The organism is Streptomyces sp. NPDC058665, from assembly GCF_042714995.1.
Classification (GTDB): domain Bacteria; phylum Actinomycetota; class Actinomycetes; order Streptomycetales; family Streptomycetaceae; genus Streptomyces.
The window spans coordinates 34,574-51,882 of record NZ_JBHXRX010000038.1 but is presented as its reverse complement, the minus strand read 5'-3'; the positions used below and the strand labels follow the sequence as shown (position 1 = coordinate 51,882).

At 71.1% G+C, this 17,309-nt stretch carries 16 protein-coding genes and 1 riboswitch; of the genes, 8 read left to right on the top strand and 8 right to left on the bottom strand.

The window, feature by feature from the left end; all coding sequences use genetic code 11:
• Window positions 1–10: 10 nt before the first annotated feature.
• The 7 genes from ACFWV8_RS24170 to ACFWV8_RS24140 form a co-directional block, all read right to left on the bottom strand.
• Entirely contained in the window at window positions 11–1,216 is a 1,206-nt protein-coding gene (locus ACFWV8_RS24170; protein WP_384206588.1) for an LLM class flavin-dependent oxidoreductase, read from the bottom strand.
• A 144-nt stretch (window positions 1,217–1,360) separates the two neighbouring features.
• Window positions 1,361–2,095, bottom strand: a complete 735-nt coding sequence (locus ACFWV8_RS24165; RefSeq protein ID WP_384206586.1) for a GNAT family N-acetyltransferase — start codon at window positions 2,093–2,095, stop codon at window positions 1,361–1,363.
• An 80-nt stretch (window positions 2,096–2,175) separates the two neighbouring features.
• Window positions 2,176–3,204, bottom strand: coding sequence for a transporter substrate-binding domain-containing protein (locus tag ACFWV8_RS24160; RefSeq protein ID WP_384206583.1), 1,029 nt, complete (start codon window positions 3,202–3,204; stop codon window positions 2,176–2,178).
• A 61-nt stretch (window positions 3,205–3,265) separates the two neighbouring features.
• On the bottom strand, window positions 3,266–4,063 hold the full coding sequence (locus ACFWV8_RS24155; protein WP_384206578.1) for an amino acid ABC transporter ATP-binding protein: 798 nt from the start codon (window positions 4,061–4,063) through the stop codon (window positions 3,266–3,268).
• Window positions 4,060–5,040 (bottom strand): amino acid ABC transporter permease, encoded by a 981-nt coding sequence (locus tag ACFWV8_RS24150; RefSeq protein WP_384206575.1) that lies wholly within the window; start codon window positions 5,038–5,040, stop codon window positions 4,060–4,062. Before ACFWV8_RS24150 ends, ACFWV8_RS24155 begins: the two co-directional genes overlap by 4 nt.
• A 324-nt stretch (window positions 5,041–5,364) precedes the next feature.
• Window positions 5,365–5,472: riboswitch (SAM riboswitch) on the bottom strand.
• A 65-nt stretch (window positions 5,473–5,537) separates the two neighbouring features.
• Window positions 5,538–6,401, bottom strand: coding sequence for a glutathione S-transferase C-terminal domain-containing protein (locus tag ACFWV8_RS24145; RefSeq protein WP_384206572.1), 864 nt, complete (start codon window positions 6,399–6,401; stop codon window positions 5,538–5,540).
• A gap of 139 nt (window positions 6,402–6,540) precedes the next feature.
• On the bottom strand, window positions 6,541–6,651 hold the full coding sequence (locus tag ACFWV8_RS24140; protein WP_384206570.1) for a putative leader peptide: 111 nt from the start codon (window positions 6,649–6,651) through the stop codon (window positions 6,541–6,543).
• 443 nt (window positions 6,652–7,094) lie between these two features.
• On the opposite strand from ACFWV8_RS24140, the gene ACFWV8_RS24135 reads away from it, so the two are divergent.
• The 8 genes from ACFWV8_RS24135 (at window position 7,095) to ACFWV8_RS24100 (ending at window position 16,900) form a co-directional block, all read left to right on the top strand.
• Window positions 7,095–8,201: an LLM class flavin-dependent oxidoreductase gene (locus tag ACFWV8_RS24135; protein WP_384206567.1), complete on the top strand. Its 1,107-nt coding sequence runs from the start codon at window positions 7,095–7,097 to the stop codon at window positions 8,199–8,201.
• Window positions 8,198–9,598 carry an NtaA/DmoA family FMN-dependent monooxygenase gene (locus ACFWV8_RS24130; protein WP_384206561.1) on the top strand — a complete coding sequence of 467 codons (1,401 nt, stop codon included), beginning with the start codon at window positions 8,198–8,200 and terminating at the stop codon, window positions 9,596–9,598. Before ACFWV8_RS24135 ends, ACFWV8_RS24130 begins: the two co-directional genes overlap by 4 nt.
• A 73-nt stretch (window positions 9,599–9,671) precedes the next feature.
• A complete protein-coding gene (locus ACFWV8_RS24125) occupies window positions 9,672–10,496 on the top strand; it encodes a DUF1684 domain-containing protein (RefSeq protein WP_384206553.1) in 825 nt (274 codons plus the stop codon).
• Window positions 10,497–10,652: 156 nt separating this feature from the next.
• On the top strand, window positions 10,653–12,272 hold the full coding sequence (locus ACFWV8_RS24120; protein ID WP_384206550.1) for an ABC transporter substrate-binding protein: 1,620 nt from the start codon (window positions 10,653–10,655) through the stop codon (window positions 12,270–12,272).
• Between the two features lie 3 nt (window positions 12,273–12,275).
• Entirely contained in the window at window positions 12,276–13,235 is a 960-nt protein-coding gene (locus ACFWV8_RS24115; protein ID WP_384206545.1) for an ABC transporter permease, read from the top strand.
• Complete coding sequence (locus tag ACFWV8_RS24110; protein ID WP_384206542.1) at window positions 13,232–14,155, top strand: ABC transporter permease; 924 nt, start codon at window positions 13,232–13,234, stop codon at window positions 14,153–14,155. Before ACFWV8_RS24115 ends, ACFWV8_RS24110 begins: the two co-directional genes overlap by 4 nt.
• Window positions 14,137–15,828: a dipeptide ABC transporter ATP-binding protein gene (locus tag ACFWV8_RS24105; RefSeq protein WP_384206539.1), complete on the top strand. Its 1,692-nt coding sequence runs from the start codon at window positions 14,137–14,139 to the stop codon at window positions 15,826–15,828. The genes ACFWV8_RS24110 and ACFWV8_RS24105 overlap by 19 nt, the downstream gene beginning before the upstream one ends.
• A 13-nt stretch (window positions 15,829–15,841) precedes the next feature.
• The gene (locus ACFWV8_RS24100; protein WP_384206534.1) at window positions 15,842–16,900 is read left to right on the top strand and encodes an LLM class flavin-dependent oxidoreductase; all 1,059 of its coding nucleotides are present in this window, start codon (window positions 15,842–15,844) and stop codon (window positions 16,898–16,900) included.
• Between the two features lie 15 nt (window positions 16,901–16,915).
• On the opposite strand, the gene ACFWV8_RS24095 is transcribed toward ACFWV8_RS24100, so the two are convergent.
• Window positions 16,916–17,179 (bottom strand): hypothetical protein, encoded by a 264-nt coding sequence (locus tag ACFWV8_RS24095; RefSeq protein WP_384206531.1) that lies wholly within the window; start codon window positions 17,177–17,179, stop codon window positions 16,916–16,918.
• Between the last annotated feature and the right edge of the window lie 130 nt (window positions 17,180–17,309).

Here is a 17,309-nt window from a genome sequence, read left to right as displayed (position 1 = left end):
TCCTTCCGGCTCAGGCGGTGACAGCGGCGTAGCGGTTGGCGGGGCGGGGCAGACCCAGCAGGCCGCGGAGGGTGTCGGCCTCGTAGGCGGTACGGAAGGCGCCCCGGCGCTGGAGTTCGGGGACCAGGTCGCGGGTGATGGCCGACAGGTCGTGCCCGGCGACGGCGGGCCGCAGCCGGAAGCCGCTCAGCCCCGCCTCGCCGAACTCCTGGAGCAGATCGGCAAGTTGGGCGGACGTACCGGCGAAGATCCGGGCGTCGCTGGTGTACGGCTCCCCCGCGAGCGCGTCGAGCCGTGCGCGCCGGTCCTCCGCCGCGGCCTGGTCGTCGTCCAGGAGGACAACCAAGTCCCCGAAGACGTGCAGGAGTTCGTCCGCCCGCCCGGCAGCCTCCTGTTCGGCGCGGATCTCGGCGACGATCGCCCGGACCTGGTCCGCGTCGTGCGGGGTGACGTAGCCGATGTCGCCCTGGCGGGCCACCAGCCGGTACGGGACGGTCTGGTGGGCGAGGGCCGTGACCAACGGCTGGCCCTGCGGCGGGCGCGGTGTGATGGACGGGCCGCGGACGCTGAAGTGCCTGCTCTCGAAGTCGATGTGGTGCAGCTTGTCCCGGTCGATGAAACGCCCGGTGGCGGCGGACCGGATCTCCGCGTCGTCCTCCCAGCTGTCCCAGAGCCGGCGCACCACCTCGACGTAGTCGGCGGCCTCGTCGAACAGGTCGGTCAACCGCTCCTGGCCGGAAGGGGTCCGCAGCTCCTCCAGGTTCAGCGGCGGGAAGGTGCGTCGGCCGAAGTGGTCGGCCTCGTGCGGACGGGCGGAGATCTGCACCCGCAGACCGGCCCGGCCGGCGCTGACGTAGTCGAGGGTGGCGATCGCCTTGGAGATGTGGAACGGCTCCGTGTGGGTGGCGATGACGGTCGGCACCAGACCGATGTGCCGGGTGAGGGGTGCGATGCGGGATGCGGTGAGTACGGCGTCGAGGCGTCCGCGTATCTGGTCGGTGCGGCCGTCGAGCTCGCCGTAGTGCGAGGACTGCGGGCCGAGCCCGTCCTCGAAGGTGACGAAGTCGAGCAGCCCGCGCTCGGCCTCGGTGACCAGGTCGGCCCAGTACCCGGCGGTGAACAGGTCCCGGGGGCGGGCGACTTGCTCGCGCCAGGAGGCGGGATGCCAGCCGGTGCCTTCGAGGGCGACGGCGAGGTGCAGCGGAGAAGGGGACACGGCTGAATGCCTTCCAGGAGATCCGACGAGAACGGCGACCCGCTTGAACGGGGCGAACGGCGGCCGACGCGGTCCTGTCCGGTGGATCTTCGCGGACAGGACCTGGCGGCGAGATGGGGTCCGCCGGCCGAAGACCGGGGAGGGTCAGGAGCGGCATGCCGCTTCTTCCGCGGCGACGGCTCCGGTGTTCCGCACGAGCCAGAAGACCGTGTGGCAGCGCAGGGTGAAACCGAGCGACTCGTACAGCCGGATGGCGTCGGTGTTGGTCGCGGCAGCGTGCAGGAAGGGTTGCTCGCCGCGTTCCCTGATGCCGGCCGCGACGGCACGGACCAGGCGCGTGGCCAGGCCCCGGCCGCGGTGGTCCGGGTCGGTGCACACGGCGCTGATCTCGGTCCAGCCGGGCGGGTGCAGCCGTTCACCGGCCATCGCGATCAGTCGGCCGCGGTGGCGGATGCCCAGGTAGGTGCCCAGCTCGACGGTGCGCGGCAGGTAGGGGCCCGGTTGGGTGCGGGCGACCAGATCGAGGATCTCGGGTACGTCGGCGGGGCCGAGCCGTACGGCTTCGGGGTCGGGCTCAGCCCGCAGCCCGGCGTCCACGAGCTGGACACCCTGGCCTGTCTGGACGCGCTCCCAGCCGTTCGGCGGTCCGCTCGCGCCGCTCACCGCGGCGCTGCCGCCGGGCCCGACGAGCGTGGCCAGGTCGGCCCAGGCGCGCGGGTCGTCCTCGTCGGTGACGGCGTGGAAGGGGGCCACGTCGCCCGGATAGCGGGCCGCACGCCCGACGCGTTCGGCGAAGTGGGCGTGCGGGCCGGTGAGCGCGGCCCAGGCGGGATTGTCGAGGACGTGGGAAGAGGTGGCTTCGAGGCTGGCGACGGACATCGCGTGACGGCTCCGGTGCTGGGGACATGGGGTGGGGATCCCGCCGCGGGGCGACGACGGGATCCCCGGCCGATGGCGGGTCAGGAGTTGTCCAGCGGCAGTCCGGGCGGGTTGACCTCGGACGTGGCGACGGCCTCGTTGGAGAGGTTGTAGGCCTTGAGCCACTCGGCGTACTGACCGTTCTTGATCAGGTGGTTGATGGCGTCGGCGACCGGCTCGGCGAGGCCGCTGCCCTTCTTCGCCGTGGCCGCGATCAGGCCCTGGAGGCTCGCACCGGCGCCTGAGTAAGTCCCCGCGGTACGCGTGGCGTTGGGCGTATCGGCAACCTGGCGGTTGTGATACGCGATGCCGGGGTTGGGGCCGAAGTAGGCGTCGATCTTGCCGCTGGACAGGGCGAGATAGACGCTGTTGCTGTCCTGGAAGTACTTGACGGTGAGCTTCTTGCCCTCTTTGGCCAGCTTCGCCTTCCACTCCAGGAGGATCTTCTCCTGATTCGTGCCGGAGCCCACGGAGACCGTCTTGCCGGCGAGGTTCCCGTAGTCGCCGTCGAAGTTCCAGGTGCTCTTCTTCGGTACGGTGAAGGCGAGGTTGTCCTGCCGGTAGGACGCGAACTCGTACTTCGTTTTCCGCTCCTCGGTGTCCGTGACGTTGGTGAACGCCACGTCGACCTTGCCGCTGTCGATGCCGACGAAGAGGTTCTCCCACGTGGAGTTCTTCACCTCGGGCGTGAGACCGAGGACCGCGGCGACCAGTCGGCCCAGGTCGGGTTCCGCACCGGTGAGGGTCTTCTGGTCGCTGCCCACGTAAGCCAGGGGCGGGAAGCCGGCCGGCAGGGCGCCGACGCCGATCGCCAGCTTGCCGCTCTTCCTGACAGCGGCGGGCAGTTCGGCGCTGATGGACGTGACCTCGGAGACCTTGATGGTGGTCTGCCGGGCGGCGCCGTTGGAGACCTGGCCGATGACGACCTCGCCGGTCCTGGCGGCGGTGTCGGTGGAGGTGGCCGCGTCGCTGTCGCCCCCGCAGGCGGCGAGCCCGGTGGCCAGGGAGGCGACGGCGGTCGCCGCGGTGATGCCGCGTATCAGGCCGCGTCGGGTGAAGTGGGTAGGCATGGCCATTCCTTGTCGCTGGAGGTGATGAGGGTGGCGTGGGGGAGGTCGGGGGCGCGGCGGGTCAGAGGACCTTGCTGAGGAAGTCCCTGGTCCGCTCGTGCCGGGGCTTGTCGAGGACCTCGGAGGGCGGACCCTGCTCGATGATCTTGCCGCCGTCGATGAAGACGACCCGGTCGGCGATCTCGCGGGCGAAGCCGATCTCGTGGGTGACGATGACGAGAGTGGTGCCACCGGTCGCCAAATCCCTGATGACGGCGAGGACTTCGCCGACCAGTTCGGGGTCGAGGGCGGATGTGGGCTCGTCGAACAGGATGACGCCGGGGCGCAGGGCGAGGGCTCGGGCGATGGCGACGCGCTGCTGCTGACCGCCGGAGAGCTGGCGCGGGTAGGCGCCGGTCCTGTCGGCGAGGCCGACCCGGCCGAGGAGTTGGCGGGCGAGTTGCCGCGCCTCGGGCTTGCCCAGCCGGCCGGTGGCGACGGGGGCCGCGGCCACATTGTCGAGGACGGTCAGGTGCGGGAACAGGTTGAAGTTCTGGAAGACGAAGCCGATCCGCCCGCGCTGGGTGAGGATGGCCCGCTCGCTCAGTTCCTTCAGCCACTTGCCCTGCCGCTTCACGCCGATCGGCTCGCCGTTGACGCTGACGTAGCCGATCTCGGGCTTCTCCAGGTGGTTGATGACCCGCAGCAGGGTGGACTTGCCGGATCCGGAGGGGCCGAGGATGACGGTGACCTCGCCGGGACGGACGGTCAGGTCGATGCCGTCCAGCACCCGGTGGGTGCCGTACCACTTGTGCACACCGTGCACCTCGACGGCGGCGGCGTCGGCATCCGCCAGGGCGTCGAGCGTCTTGGCGGTCATACGGCGGCCTCCCGGCGGATGCGGACGCGCAGGTCGGTGAGACCGGTGCGGAGCTTCCGCAGCGGCGTAGGCGGCAGGCCGCGGGTGGCACCTCGGGCGTAGTGCCGCTCGACGTAGAACTGGATGACGGAGACGACGCTGGTCAGGATCAGGTACCAGACGGTGACGACCAGCAGCAGCGGCACGATGTCGCCGGGGTAGGTGGAGCCCATGGTCTGCGCGGAACCGAACAGGTCCAGCAGGGAGACGTAGAAGACCAGCGAGGTGGCCTTGATCAGGCCGATGAGCTGGTTGACGTAGTTCGGGACGATCGAGCGCAGCGCCTGCGGAAAGACGATCTTCCGGAACTGGTAGGACTTCGGCAGGCCGAGCGCCGCGGACGCCTCGTGCTGGCCCTGGTCGACGGAGAGGATGCCGCCGCGGACGACCTCGGCCGCGTAGGCGGCCTCGTTGAGGCTGAGGCCGATGACGGCGACGACCATGTCGGTGGCGAGTCTCGACTCGTCGAAGGAGAAGAAGGCCGGGCCGAAGGGAATGCCGACGCTCAACGTCTCGTACAGGGCACTGAAGTTGTAGAGGAGGATCAGCACAACGATGAGCGGGATGGAGCGCAGGGCCCAGACATAGGTCCAGCTGACCGCGCGCAGCACCGGGCTCTTCGAGAGCCGGGCCAGGGCGAGCACGATGCCGCCGAGCAGGCCCAGCACCGCGCTGTAGGCGGTGACTTCGAGGGTGATCAGCAGGCCGTCGAGGATGGTGGGGCGCAAGAACCAGTAGCTCCAGCGGTCCCACTGGTAGAAGGGGTTGGAGACCAGCCCGTGCACGAACTGGGCGACCAGGACCAGCACGACCGCGGTGCCGATCCAGCGTCCCGGCCGCCGCAACGGCAGAACTCGCTGGGCGGTGAAGGCTTTCGACGGTTCGTCGTCGGTCGGCGCCTCGGGGAGGGTGACGGTGGCGCCAGGGGGTTCACTCATGGTGGGCTCCGGCTGGTTCGGACATCACGGACAGCGCGCCGGCGTGCGGCGGCGGATGCCACGGCGAGGTACCAGGGGCAGGGAGGACGACGGCACACCGCGAGCGCGGTGTTCGTCAGGGGATCGAGGCTGCGGGGAGAGGTCAGCCCCGACAGCGGGCACGGCCCGGTGCGGTACACAGCGCGCTGTTCACGCGAAGCAGATCGACGGCGCGATCGGCGACGAGGATGTTCGGGTACGGCTGTACGCAGCCCTGCGGGCGGCGTGTCGCCGTCCTGGGAGCTGCGTACATGGCGTCACCGTCACTGTCTCGGCCCTGTGTGGGCCTGGCGCTTACCGAAGTGTCATCCGGTCCGGTCGTCACCTGGGGCACCCCCTGCGGTGCGGGGTTGCCGGTCAGCAAGCCAGGGCTTGTCGCTGACGCTCATGACCATTCTGGGCCGTAGTTAAGACATCCGCCCGAACGAATGTCAACGCCGGTCCACCAGGTGGAACGGCTAAGGGGACGAGTGCGCGGCCCAGTCGAGGATCTGGACCGCCGCTCCGGCGGCCTCCAGGCCCTGGCAGCGCGCGTGGTGACGGCGTTCGATGCCGTCGAGGTCGAGGTGGCCGCCGAAGGCCGGGTGGGCGGCGAGCCGGCGGGCGTAGGCCCACAGGGTCTGATGGCCGGCGATGCGCCGGACGGCGGAGGCGTCCAGGTGGTCGCGGTGCACGGTGTCGAGTTGGACCAGCGCGACCCACAACTCGACATCGGCTGCGGTGATTTCGTCGCGGATCAGGTAGGTGCGCCCGACGAGCCGGTGCTCCAGCGCGTCCAGGGTCTCCAGCAGCGTCCCGAGTGCTGTGTCGCGCTCCGCCTGCTCCCCACCGGCCGAACCGGCGTGCTGGGCGGCCTCCTCGATGCCCCGCGCGCACATCCGCTCCACGGCCTCGATCTCCGGCTCCGCGCCGCAAGGGTAGAGCGAGGGACCGCCGCCGCCGAAGCGGCGGGCGAGGTCGCGCATGATGTCCGGGGCGTGGGTGCTGACGATCCGTCCGGACCAGTCGTCGCTGAGCACCGGAGCGACGGCGGGGCCGGGGTACCTGTGGGCGCTGGCCTCGTAGAGCGGGCGCAGGGCCGAGTGGCCGCCATCGGGACAGTCGGGCACGGCGGGCAGTCCGGTCATCGGACAGACGGTGTCCAGGCCGAGCAGGCCGTGGGTGACGGCGATGCGCAGGCCGTCGGGACAGGTGGTCGACAGATGCAGGCGGTAGCGGCCGGGAACGGCGTAGTGGCCGCTGCGCGCGTCCGGGCCGATCCGGCCCCGGAAGGCGGGCTCGGGCCGGAGGGACGGGCGGGCAGCCAGCGGTGTGACGGTCATGACTCTCCCCGGGAGCGGGCGCAGACGTACGCGCGGCGGAAGCGATGTCGGGCTGGGGTGTGTTGCCGGATTCCCGTCGTCCGTGCGGAGGGCGGGCGCGGCGTTCCAGGGGACGCCGTGGACGCGGGGCAGGCGGAGTTCAGCCCTTGGGGCTGACCGCGCTGCAGACACGAAGCAGATCGATATGACGCCGGGAGGTCAGAAGAGGCGAACGGCTCACTCGGACGGTGACCGGATCAAAGCGCCTCATATTTCCCTACCTATTTACTAGGATTCTCCAGTGAGTGTCGGCCCCACCGACACCGGCGTCAAGAGGGCCGTCCCGCACCGCCGAACGCCCCGGCGGACGGCGGCCGGACAGCCGGCCGACCGCGCCCCTCCGCCGGGGTGGACCTTGACACTCACGGGGGCGGGCGACGTACGTTGAAAGGGAAAGTTCCTTCACGGGTGGAGGCTTTGATGCACGTTCCGGACGCGGCATCGCGTGGTACGTGCACCAGGCCGTGCCTTCGAAGTCCCGCCTGGCCTGCGGCGTCTGGCGCGCGGCTCATCACCCGGCGGCATGTCGACTACTGCCGTACCTCCTCCGCCGTCTGTCCTTCCGTACACGTCTGATCACCGCCGGCCGTCGGGCCGGCTGTCTCGTCGTGGCCCTGTGGCCGCGAGTCATCGTGTTTCCCGGAAGGAACCCCCTTGTCCGGTCCCGCCCTGCACCTCGCCGTCGAGATCGACGGCGACGGCGCCCATCCCGCGGCCTGGCGCCGCGCCGCCCACTCCCCCGGTCAGCTGCTCACACCTCGCCGCGTGGCCCGTGTCGCCGCCATCGCCGAGAACGCCGGGTTCACCCTGCTCACCCTGGACGACGGCGTGCTGCCTCCCGGCGCCGCACCGGATCCGGTGGGCCGTATCGGCGCGGTGGAGCGGGCGGCTTTCGTCGCGGCGTCCACGAGCACCATCGGAATCGCGCCCGTCGTCCCGGTGACGTACGCCGAACCCTTCCATGTCTCCAGCCAGTTGGCGGCCCTGGACCATATCTCCGCCGGTCGCGCCGGGTGGGTGGTGACGGAGGAGGAACGTCCCGAGGCGGCCCGTGCCTGGGGGCGCCCACTGGTCGCCGACACCGGCGCGCGGGCCCGGGAGTCCCGTGACGGGGTCGAGGTGGCCCGCGCCCTGTGGGACTCGTGGGAGGACGACGCGGTCATCCGTTCCGTGGCCACCGGCCGCTACCTCGACCGCGAACGGCTCCACTACATCGACTTCACCGGTGAGACCTATGCCGTCAAGGGTCCGGCGATCGTGCCGCGCCCGCCCCAGGGCCAACTCGTCGTCCTGGGACGGCCCGACCGGATTCCCGCCGCACAACTCGACGTCGCTCTCGTCGAGGGGCGCGACCTGGCGTCGGTCGCCACGGCCGCTGCCGCCGCCGGTACGCCCCGCGTCCTCGCCGAGGTCGAGGTGGCGCTGGACACCCCGGGGGCCACGGCCGCCGAGCGTGTCGCCGACCTGGAACGGCACACGGCCTGGAGCGACCGGGGAAGGCTGCGGCACATCGGCACCGCTGACCAACTCGTATCTGTGCTGGTCGAGTTGAGCCGTCACGTCGACGGCGTACGACTGCATCCGCTGGTACTGGACGAGGACCTGGCCGTCCTCTCCCGCCTCGTCCTGCCCGCCCTGTCCGGGCGACGCCTCGTCGCCCGTCCGCTGCCCGGCACGTCTCTGCGCTCGGCCCTGGGTCTGGAGCGCCCCGCCAATCGCTTCACGGCCGCGGCCGTGGCCACCCAGGAGGACGCCCGATGACCCTCAGCGATCCCCTCGACGTCCCCAGACCGCACGCCCAGCTCCACTTCGGAGTGTTCTTCCAGGGCGTCAACCACTGGACCATCTGGTCCGCCCCCGACAGCGGCTCCCAGATCGACCCCGCCTCCTTCCGACGGGTCGCCCGGACCGCCGAACGCGGCCTGTTCGACGCGTTCTTCCTCGGCGAGGGCCTCCGGCTGCGCGAGGTCGACGGCAAGATCCACGATCTGGACGTGGCCGGACGACCGGACGCCATCACCCAGCTCGCGGCGCTGGCCGCGGTCACCCGCAGCATCGGTCTGGTCTCCACCTCCAACACCACCTTCAACGAACCCGCCGATCTGGCCCGCCGCCTGTCCGGCCTCGACCTCCTCTCCGAGGGCCGCGCCGGCTGGAACGTGGTGACCACGGACAACGCCTGGACCGGCGCCAACTTCCGGCGCGGCGGCTACCTCGACCACGCCGACCGCTACCGGCGCGCCGAGGAGTTCCTCTCCGTGGCCCGCGCGCTCTGGAACGGCTGGGAGGACGGAACCCTCGCGCCGGAAGCCGGCGCGCCCGCCTGGTCGGCGCCCGGCGGCGCACACCAAGTGCGCCACAGGGGACCGCAGTTCGACGTCGACCTCGCCCCGACCCTGCCGCGCAGCGCCCAGGGTCACCCCGTCATCTTCCAGGCCGGGGACTCCGGCGAGGGACGCGACTTCGCCGCTCGCAACGCCGACGTCATCTTCTCCGCGCACGGCAGCGACTTCGACGACGCGCTGGCCTTCGCCGACGACATCCGGCGCCGGCTGCGGGCGGTCGGACGGCCCGACGACGATCTGCGGATCCTGCCCGGCACCGAGATCATCCTCGGCGCCACGGAGGAGGAGGCCCAGGAGAAGAAGCGCTGGATCCGTCTCCAACAGGTCACCCCGGCCACGGCGTTGGGGATCGCCGGGCCGCTTTGGGGCATCGATCTCTCCGACCGCGACGCCGACGGGCCGCTGCCGAAGGAAGATCCGGTCGTCAGTGAGAACGACGGCTCCTTCGGTGCCCGGCGCATCGCCGACCCGCGTGCGGTCGTGGCCGAGTGGCGGGCGAAGGCGGAGGCGAACGGCTGGTCGCTGCGCGAGACCGTCATCGCGCTCGGCCCACAGCGCGGGCATGTCGGCACCCCGTCCGGCCTGGCCGACAAGTTCGCCTACTTCGTGCGGCACGGCGCGACCGACGGCTTCAACGTCACGCCCCACCTCATCCCCGACGGCCTCGACGACATCGTCGACCTGCTCGTCCCTGAACTGCAGGAACGCGGGATCTACCGCACCGAGTACACCGGCACCACCCTGCGCGAGAACCTCGGTCTGCGCGAACCCCTCACCCACCGGTCCGCGCCGGACCGGCGGCGGGTGGGCTGAGCGCCGGACCGGCCGTTCCGCTCATGACCGAGTACACACGACTGACAAGAAGCCGTCACGAAGGAGATTCCCCATGCCCACCGAGGCCACCACGACGGACCTCCAGGCCTTCACCGAGACCTGGCAGGAGTGGTACCGCGCCCAGGAGGCCCGGCTCGCCGCCCCGCACGGATTCCTCGCGATCACCGGACTGCACTGGCTCGACGACCGGCCCCAGCGGTTCCCGGACGCGCCCGGGGCGTGGCGCACCGGCCCGGAGGGGGTCGTCGTCGACCTCGACTACGGCGAGGAACTGATCGTCGGCGGAACGCCGGTGCGCGGTGAACACCGCTTCGGCGTGCTTCCGGAGCGCGGCGGCGTCGACGCCGTCTGGGGCGACGCCGTCATCGAGGTCGCCCGGCGCGGCGGGCACGACATCGTACGACCCCGGCACCCGGACGCACCGCTGCGCACGGCCTTCACCGGAACGCCCGCCTACGACCCCCACCCGCGCTGGGCCGTGAGGGGCCGCTACATTCCCTTCGACACGCCACGGCCGACCACCGTGGGCGCCGCGGTCGAGGGCCTTGAGCATGTGTACGACGCTCCGGGCAGGGTCGAGTTCGAGCTGGACGGGCGTCCGCTGTCGCTGACCGCGTTCCCCGGCCATGGCGCGGGCCGGCTGATGGTGCTGTTCACCGACGCGACCTCCGGCGTCACCACCTACGCCGCCAACCGGGCCCTGGCCCTGGAGGCACCCGCCGCCGACGGCACGGTCGTTCTGGACTTCAACCGCGCCGCCAACCTGCCCTGCGCCTACACGGACCTGGCCACCTGCCCGCTGCCCCCGGCCGAGAACCGGCTGTCGGTGGCCATCGAGGCCGGCCAGAAGATCCCGCGCGAGCGCGGCGGTTCCTGAACCGGACCCGGTCCGGTCCGACTGCCCCGCAGAGCGTCCCCTGGCTCAACAGCACTCCCCCGGCACCGGCACCGCTCCGGCCGGGGCCATACGCCCACGCACGGCCATGCCTCGCACGGCGTCCGTGCCTGGTGACACGAGTAGGAGAAGCCCTCCGTGACGACGCTTCCCGATGTCAGATCCACCCGGTGGGCGGCACTGACCGCCCTGGTGACCACCAGTGTTCTGCTGACCGCCTGCGGCTCCGGCGGAGGCGATTCCGGCAGCGGCACCGGGCGGCCCGAGTCCGGCGGCACCCTGACCTTCGCGGTGGGCTCGGACGCCGGCTGCCTGGATCCACAGCAGGTCGCCAGCAACGAGACCATCTATTCGGTGCGCCAGATCGTGGACTCCCTGACGGACCAGGACCCCAGGACCGGCAAGATCGTGCCGTGGCTGGCGGAGAGCTGGGACGTCAGCCCCGACGCCACGGCGTTCACCTTCCGGCTGCGCCCGGACGTCAGCTTCAGCGACGGTTCGAAGCTGACCGCTCAGGTGGTCAAGGACAACTTCGACGCGGTGCCCCGGCTCGGTGCGCTCGGCACCCTCGCGCAGGGCTATCTGAGCGGCGTCAAGAGCACCGCGGTGACCGGCCCGCTCACCGTGAAGGTGACCTTCGGGCAGCCCAACGCCCAGTTCCTGCAGGCCACTTCGACGCACTCGCTCGGCATCGAGTCCTCGGCGAGCGTGCGGAGGACCCCGCAGCAGAAGTGCGGAGACGGGGTGATCGGATCCGGGCCGTTCGTGCTGAAGCGATATGTGCAGAACCAGTCGCTCACCCTCGCCAAGCGCACCGGATACGCCTGGGGCTCCTCGCGGTGGAGCAAGAAGGGCGAGGCGTACCTGGACAAGCTGGTGTTCAAGGTCGTACCGGAGGCGGGGGTACGGGCGGGCAGTCTCCAGTCCGGTCAGGTGGACGCGATCAGCAGCGTCGGCAAGGCCAACGAAGCGGCACTCAAGGGCGGCCAGGTCTCCCTCCAGCGACGGGCCAACCCGGGCGTCGTGTTCGGTCTCGGCCTCAACAACTCACGGCCGATCCTGAAGGACGCGAGGGTGCGCCGGGCGATCCTGTACGCCATCGACCGGCAGCAGATCGCGGACACCGTGTTCCCGACCGGCACCCGGCCGGCGACCAGCATCCTCGCGCACACCACACCCGACTACACCAGCCTCGCCCCGGACCTGACGTCCGACGCGGCCAAGGCCAAGCCCCTGCTGGACGCGGCCGGTTGGCAAGCCGACAGTGACGGCATCCGCACCAAGGACGGCAAGAAGCTCGGTCTGACCATCAACTGGATCCCCAACGCCGACACCAACCAGCCCGCGCTGGAGCTGATCCAGCAGCAACTCAAGGCCGTCGGCGTCCAGGTGACCCTCAACCAGCTCCAGCTCACCCAGCTCACGCCGACACTGCAGTCGGGCGACTACGACGCGGCCTGGGGCAACGTCACCCGTGCCGACCCGGACATCCTGCGCAGCTCCTTCTCCACCGGGCTGGCCAACTTCTACCGCGTACCGACGAGCGGACTGGACACGGCCCTGACCGCGCAGGCCGCGACCACGGACACCGCGAAGCGAAAGCAACTGATCGGCCAGGCACAGCGGTTGATTGTGAGTAACGCCTATTACGTGCCGGTCGTCGAGCTCCAGACCCAGTTGGGTGTGTCGAAGCGGGTGCACGACCTGAACTTCGACGCCTCCAGCCGGCTCCAGCTGCACGACACCTGGATCGGCTAGGGCATGCGCCGCTATGTGATCAAACGGCTCGCCCAGGCGGTCGGTGTGCTGTGGGCGGCGTACACGGTCTCGTTCCTGGTGCTGGACTATCTGCCGGGCGACCCGGTCACGGCGATGGCCGGTGCCGGGATGGACTCGGGACAGGTCGACCCGGAGCAGATCGCCGCCCTGCGGCACGAGTACGGCTTCGACAAGCCGGTGCTGGTGCAGTACGCCGACCATCTCGGCCGGGCGGTGCGCGGGGACTTCGGTGACTCGGTGTCCACCGGCCGCCCGGTCACCTCGACGCTGGCCGACGCCCTGCCGCAGACACTTCAGTTGACCGGCGCGGCCCTGCTGCTCGCGGTGGTACTCGGCGGCGGTCTGGCGGTGCTGGCGACCTGCACCACCCGGCGCTGGCTGCGGCAGTTCCTGCTGTCTCTGCCGCCGCTGGGGGTGTCCGTCCCGACGTTCTGGGTGGGGCTGCTGCTGGTCGAGACGTTCTCCTTCCGGCTGCGCTGGTTCCCCGCGTTCGGCAACGACGGACTCAAGGGGCTGGTGCTGCCGGCCTTGACGCTGGCGGTGCCGACCGGCGCGCAGATAGCCCAGGTGCTCGCCAAGAGCCTGCTCACCGCACTGGACCAGGCGTATGTGGAGACCGCGCGGGCCAAGGGCGCCGGCCGGTGGCGAATCCATCTGCGGCATGCCCTGCGCAACGCGTCCCTGCCTGCGCTGACGGTCGTGGGCCTGCTGGTGGGGCAGCTGATCGCCGGTTCCGTGGTCGTCGAGACGGTGTTCTCCCGCGACGGCCTGGGCCGCGTCACCGCGGCGGCGGTCACGGCTCAGGACATCCCGCTGGTCCAAGGAGTGGTCATGTTCGGGGCGCTGATCTTTGTGACGACGAACCTGGTCATCGACCTCGTCTATCCACTCCTGGACCCGCGGATCGTGGTGGCCTCGCGCGGAAGGGCGGCACTCGCATGAGCCAGAGCCTTGTCGACGACCCGGCCGAAGCGGCGCCGGGACCGGCCCGCCCGGTCGAGGCCGGTTCGGGGCCGGAGCCGGGACGCCGCGTGGACGCGGGGCGGCTGCTGCGCTTCCTGGTGCGCCGCCCGGGTCTGCTGCTGTCGGTGGTCGTCCTCGTGCTGGTGGTGCTGGCCTCGTTCCGGCCCGGCCTGTTCACCTCACAGGACCCGCTGAAGGGCGTGCCGTCGGCGAACTTCCGCGGTCCGAGCGGCAGTCACTGGTTCGGTACCGACGAATTGGGCCGCGATGTGTTCTCGCGAGTCGTCCACGGCGCCCAACTGTCCCTGAAGGCAACGCTGATCGCGGTACTGGTCGCGTTCGTGATCGGCGGGCTGCTCGGGGTGGTCGCCGGGTTCGTGGGCCGCTGGGTGGACGACGTGTTCATGCGCTTCGTCGACGTACTCCTGTCCATACCCGCCCTGTTCATGTCCCTGGCACTGGTCACGGCGCTGGGCTACGGCACGGTGAAGGTGGCGGTCGCCGTCGGCATCGCCAGCGTCGCCGCGTTCGCGCGGGTGGCGCGCGCGGAGGTGCTGCGGGTGCGGCAGGCGGTGTTCGTGGAGGCGTCGCGCGCGAGCGGGGCCCGCTGGTACTCGGTGCTGGGCCGGCACGTGCTGCCCAACGCGGCGGGCCCGGTGATCGTCCTGGCCACCCTCGACTTCGGCGCCTCCATCCTGGCCGTGTCGGCCCTGAGCTTCCTCGGCTACGGCGCTCCCCCGCCGGCCCCGGAATGGGGCACGTTGATCTCGGACGGCCGCAACTACCTCGCCAACGCCTGGTGGCTGACCGCGCTCCCCGGGCTGGCGATCGCCGCGACCGTGCTGGCCACCAACCGCATCGCCCGAGCGCTGGACGGCGAATGGTCCCGACAGCGATGACAGACGAACGTGAGAACGGTGACGACGTGACCGCACCACTGCTGGAGATACGTGGCCTCTCGGTGTCGTACCGCACCCGGGGCGGCACGGTCGAGGCTGTGCGCGGCGTGGACCTCGACGTATGGCCGGGACAGGTGACGGCGGTGGTCGGCGAGTCCGGCTCCGGCAAGAGCACGACCGCGCACGCCGTCACCCGGCTCCTGGCCGCGAACGGCCGTATCGACGCGGGCACGGTCCGCTTCGGCCGGCACGACCTCGCCACGCTGTCGGAGGCGGAACTGCGCACCGTACGCGGAGCACGGATCGGACTGGTCCCGCAGGATCCGGCCGTCTCCCTCAACCCGGTCAAGCGGATCGGCGACCAGGTCGCCGAGGTGCTGCGCATCCATGGTCTGGCGACCCGCCGATCGGCTCCCGCCGAGGCGGTCGCCGTGCTGAACCGGGCCGGGCTGCCCGACGCGGCCGTCCGGGCCCTGCAGTACCCGCACGAACTGTCCGGCGGAATGCGGCAACGCGCCCTGATCGCCATCGCCATCGCCGCCCGGCCCGAACTGATCATCGCCGACGAGCCCACCAGCGCGCTCGACGTCACCGTGCAGCGGGTCATCCTCGACCACCTTCAGCGCCTCACCGAGGAGTCGGGCACCGCGGTCCTGCTCGTCACCCACGACCTCGGGGTCGCCGCCGACCGGGCCCAGCGGCTGGTGGTGATGGCCCAGGGCAAGGTCGTCGAGGCGGGCCCCACCCGTGACATCCTGGCCGGCCCACAGGACGACTACACCCGGCACCTGCTGTCCAGCGCCCCGAGCCTGACCACAGCCCGGCCCCGCACCCCGGCCTCCATCACCGAGGCGGAGAGCGCGCCCCTGGTCGAAGTCCGCAACCTGGTCAAGGAGTTCAGGCTGCCCCGCACCGGGGACGGACCCCGCACCCTGCGCGCCGTCGACGACGTCAGCCTCACCCTCCAACGGGGCCGGACCCTCGCCCTGGTCGGCGAGTCGGGCTCGGGCAAGTCCACCACCGCCCGCCTGGTCCTCCGCCTCGCCGACGCGACCGCCGGACGGATCCTCTTCGACGGCACCGATGTCACCACCGCCAAGGGCACCCGGGCCAGGCAGTTGCGCCGCCGCGCCCAGCTCGTCTACCAGAACCCCTACGCCTCGCTCGACCCCCGCTTCTCCATCGCCGAGGTGATCACCGAACCGCTGCGCGCCTTCCGGGTCGGCGACCGCGCCTCCCGGCTCGTCCGGGCCCGCGAACTCCTCGACCGGGTGGCCCTGCCCGCCGCGACCCTGGAGCGCCGCCCGGCTGAACTGTCCGGCGGTCAGCGACAGCGCGTGGCCATCGCCCGCGCCCTCGCCCTCTCCCCCGACCTGGTGGTCTGCGACGAGCCAGTCTCCGCGCTCGACGTGTCCGTGCAGGCCCAAGTCCTGGACCTGCTGGCCGAGTTGCAGGCCGACACGGGGGTGGCGTACCTCTTCATCTCGCACGACCTGGCCGTCGTACGGCAGATCGCCCACCAGGTCGCCGTCATGCGGACCGGCCGCGTCGTCGAGACAGGCCCGCCGGATGAACTGTTCACCCGCCCTCGCCACGAGTACACCCGCGAACTGCTCGCGGCGATCCCCGGCGGCCGGTTCCCCGCCCCCGCCGCCCAAACCACCACGAGCTGAGGACCACGGTCGCATGAGCACACCCACCATCACCTCACTGGCCTTTCTTGCCCCGGGCAACTTCGCCGACGACGACCCGTACACCGGCCTGGAGGAGACACTCCAACTCTTCGAGTACGGCGAGCGGTTGGGCTTCGACGGCGCCTGGATCCGCCAGCGCCACCTCGAACACGGCGTCGGCTCGGCCGCCGTGTTCCTCGCCGCGGCCGGCCAGCGCACCGAGCGGATCGAGCTCGGTACGGCGGTCATCCCGATCGGTTACGAAAGCCCCTTCCGCCTCGCCGAGGACCTGGCCCTGGCCGATGTGCTGTCCCGGGGCCGCCTCCAGATCGGCTTCAGCACCGGCATGCCACACGCCGACCTGCTCGGCGACCTGGTGTACGACGGCGACTGGCGCGGCTTCGACCTGTCGTACGGCAGGATCGCCCGCCTCGTCGACAACCTGCGCGGCGACTACCTCGGCGGCCCTGACACCGTGATCCACTCGCCCGGCAACGTCCAGCGACCGCGGCTGCAGCCGCACAACCCCGGTCTGGTGGAGCGGATCTGGTACGGCGGAGGCAGCCCCCGGTCGGTCCGCTGGGCCGCCGAGCAGGGTCTCAGCCTCCTGTCCGGCAACATCGTCTCCGGCGAGGACACCGACGACTTCACCACCGCCCAGCTGAACCTGCTCTCGGAGTACCGGCGCTGCCTGGGCGACGGCCGGCCGGCGGCGCGAGTGGCACTCGGGCGGGTGATCGTGCCGCTCGACAGCGCCGACACGCTCACCCGGGCCCGCTACCGGGACTACGCGGCCAGTCGGCGCGAACGCACCCTGAAGCCGCAGACGTTGGCAGCGCTGGGCGGGAAACGGTTCCTGTTCGCGCCGGACGTCGTGGGTACCGCGGAGCAGATCCTGGAGCAACTGACCGCGGACCCCGTGCTCGCGCAGGTGTCGGAGCTGCGTCTGGAGCTGCCGTACGAGTTCCATCGCGAGGAGTACGAACAGATCCTGCACGACGTACGGCACCTGATCGCCCCCGACCTGGGCTGGCGCCCTACTTCCCCGGCGGCTCAGGAGACGGGCCGGTGAGCCCGCTTCCGTGGTTCACGAGGCGAAGGGCCGCACCTCCTGGATCGCCTCGGCGAAAGTCCGTGGTGCGCGGCCGAGTGCGCGCCGCACCCCGTCGGACACGTACGCGTCCTTACCCAGGCTGGGCGACTCGGCCACGTTGGCGAGCGCTTCGGCGTCGGTGGCCGGCACTCCCTGTTCCACGAGTTCGGTGATGTAATCGCGCCTCGACAGCGGTACGTAACGTACGGTGCGGCCGATTGTCTCGGACAAGGTGGTGGCCACTTCGGTGAGCGTCACCGCGCCGGAACGTGACGGAGCCCGGGAGCATGTCCAGCTCCCGGGCTCCAGCTTGCCACCCATTTGCGCACACCGGCGGCGTTTAAGAACCGCGGGTCATGTTGAGATCGACGTGTTCTGCCTTTGAACT

Coding starts and splice junctions, on each gene's coding strand:
- ACFWV8_RS24160 (WP_384206583.1), bottom strand. CDS start 3,204: ATGCCTACCCACTTCACCCGACGCGGCCTGATACGCGGCATCACCGCG.
- ACFWV8_RS24130 (WP_384206561.1), top strand. CDS start 8,198: ATGACCCTCAGCGATCCCCTCGACGTCCCCAGACCGCACGCCCAGCTC.
- ACFWV8_RS24165 (WP_384206586.1), bottom strand. CDS start 2,095: ATGTCCGTCGCCAGCCTCGAAGCCACCTCTTCCCACGTCCTCGACAAT.
- ACFWV8_RS24155 (WP_384206578.1), bottom strand. CDS start 4,063: ATGACCGCCAAGACGCTCGACGCCCTGGCGGATGCCGACGCCGCCGCC.
- ACFWV8_RS24110 (WP_384206542.1), top strand. CDS start 13,232: ATGAGCCAGAGCCTTGTCGACGACCCGGCCGAAGCGGCGCCGGGACCG.
- ACFWV8_RS24115 (WP_384206545.1), top strand. CDS start 12,276: ATGCGCCGCTATGTGATCAAACGGCTCGCCCAGGCGGTCGGTGTGCTG.
- ACFWV8_RS24125 (WP_384206553.1), top strand. CDS start 9,672: ATGCCCACCGAGGCCACCACGACGGACCTCCAGGCCTTCACCGAGACC.
- ACFWV8_RS24140 (WP_384206570.1), bottom strand. CDS start 6,651: ATGAGGCGCTTTGATCCGGTCACCGTCCGAGTGAGCCGTTCGCCTCTT.
- ACFWV8_RS24105 (WP_384206539.1), top strand. CDS start 14,137: ATGGTCCCGACAGCGATGACAGACGAACGTGAGAACGGTGACGACGTG.
- ACFWV8_RS24150 (WP_384206575.1), bottom strand. CDS start 5,040: ATGAGTGAACCCCCTGGCGCCACCGTCACCCTCCCCGAGGCGCCGACC.
- ACFWV8_RS24145 (WP_384206572.1), bottom strand. CDS start 6,401: ATGACCGTCACACCGCTGGCTGCCCGCCCGTCCCTCCGGCCCGAGCCC.
- ACFWV8_RS24100 (WP_384206534.1), top strand. CDS start 15,842: ATGAGCACACCCACCATCACCTCACTGGCCTTTCTTGCCCCGGGCAAC.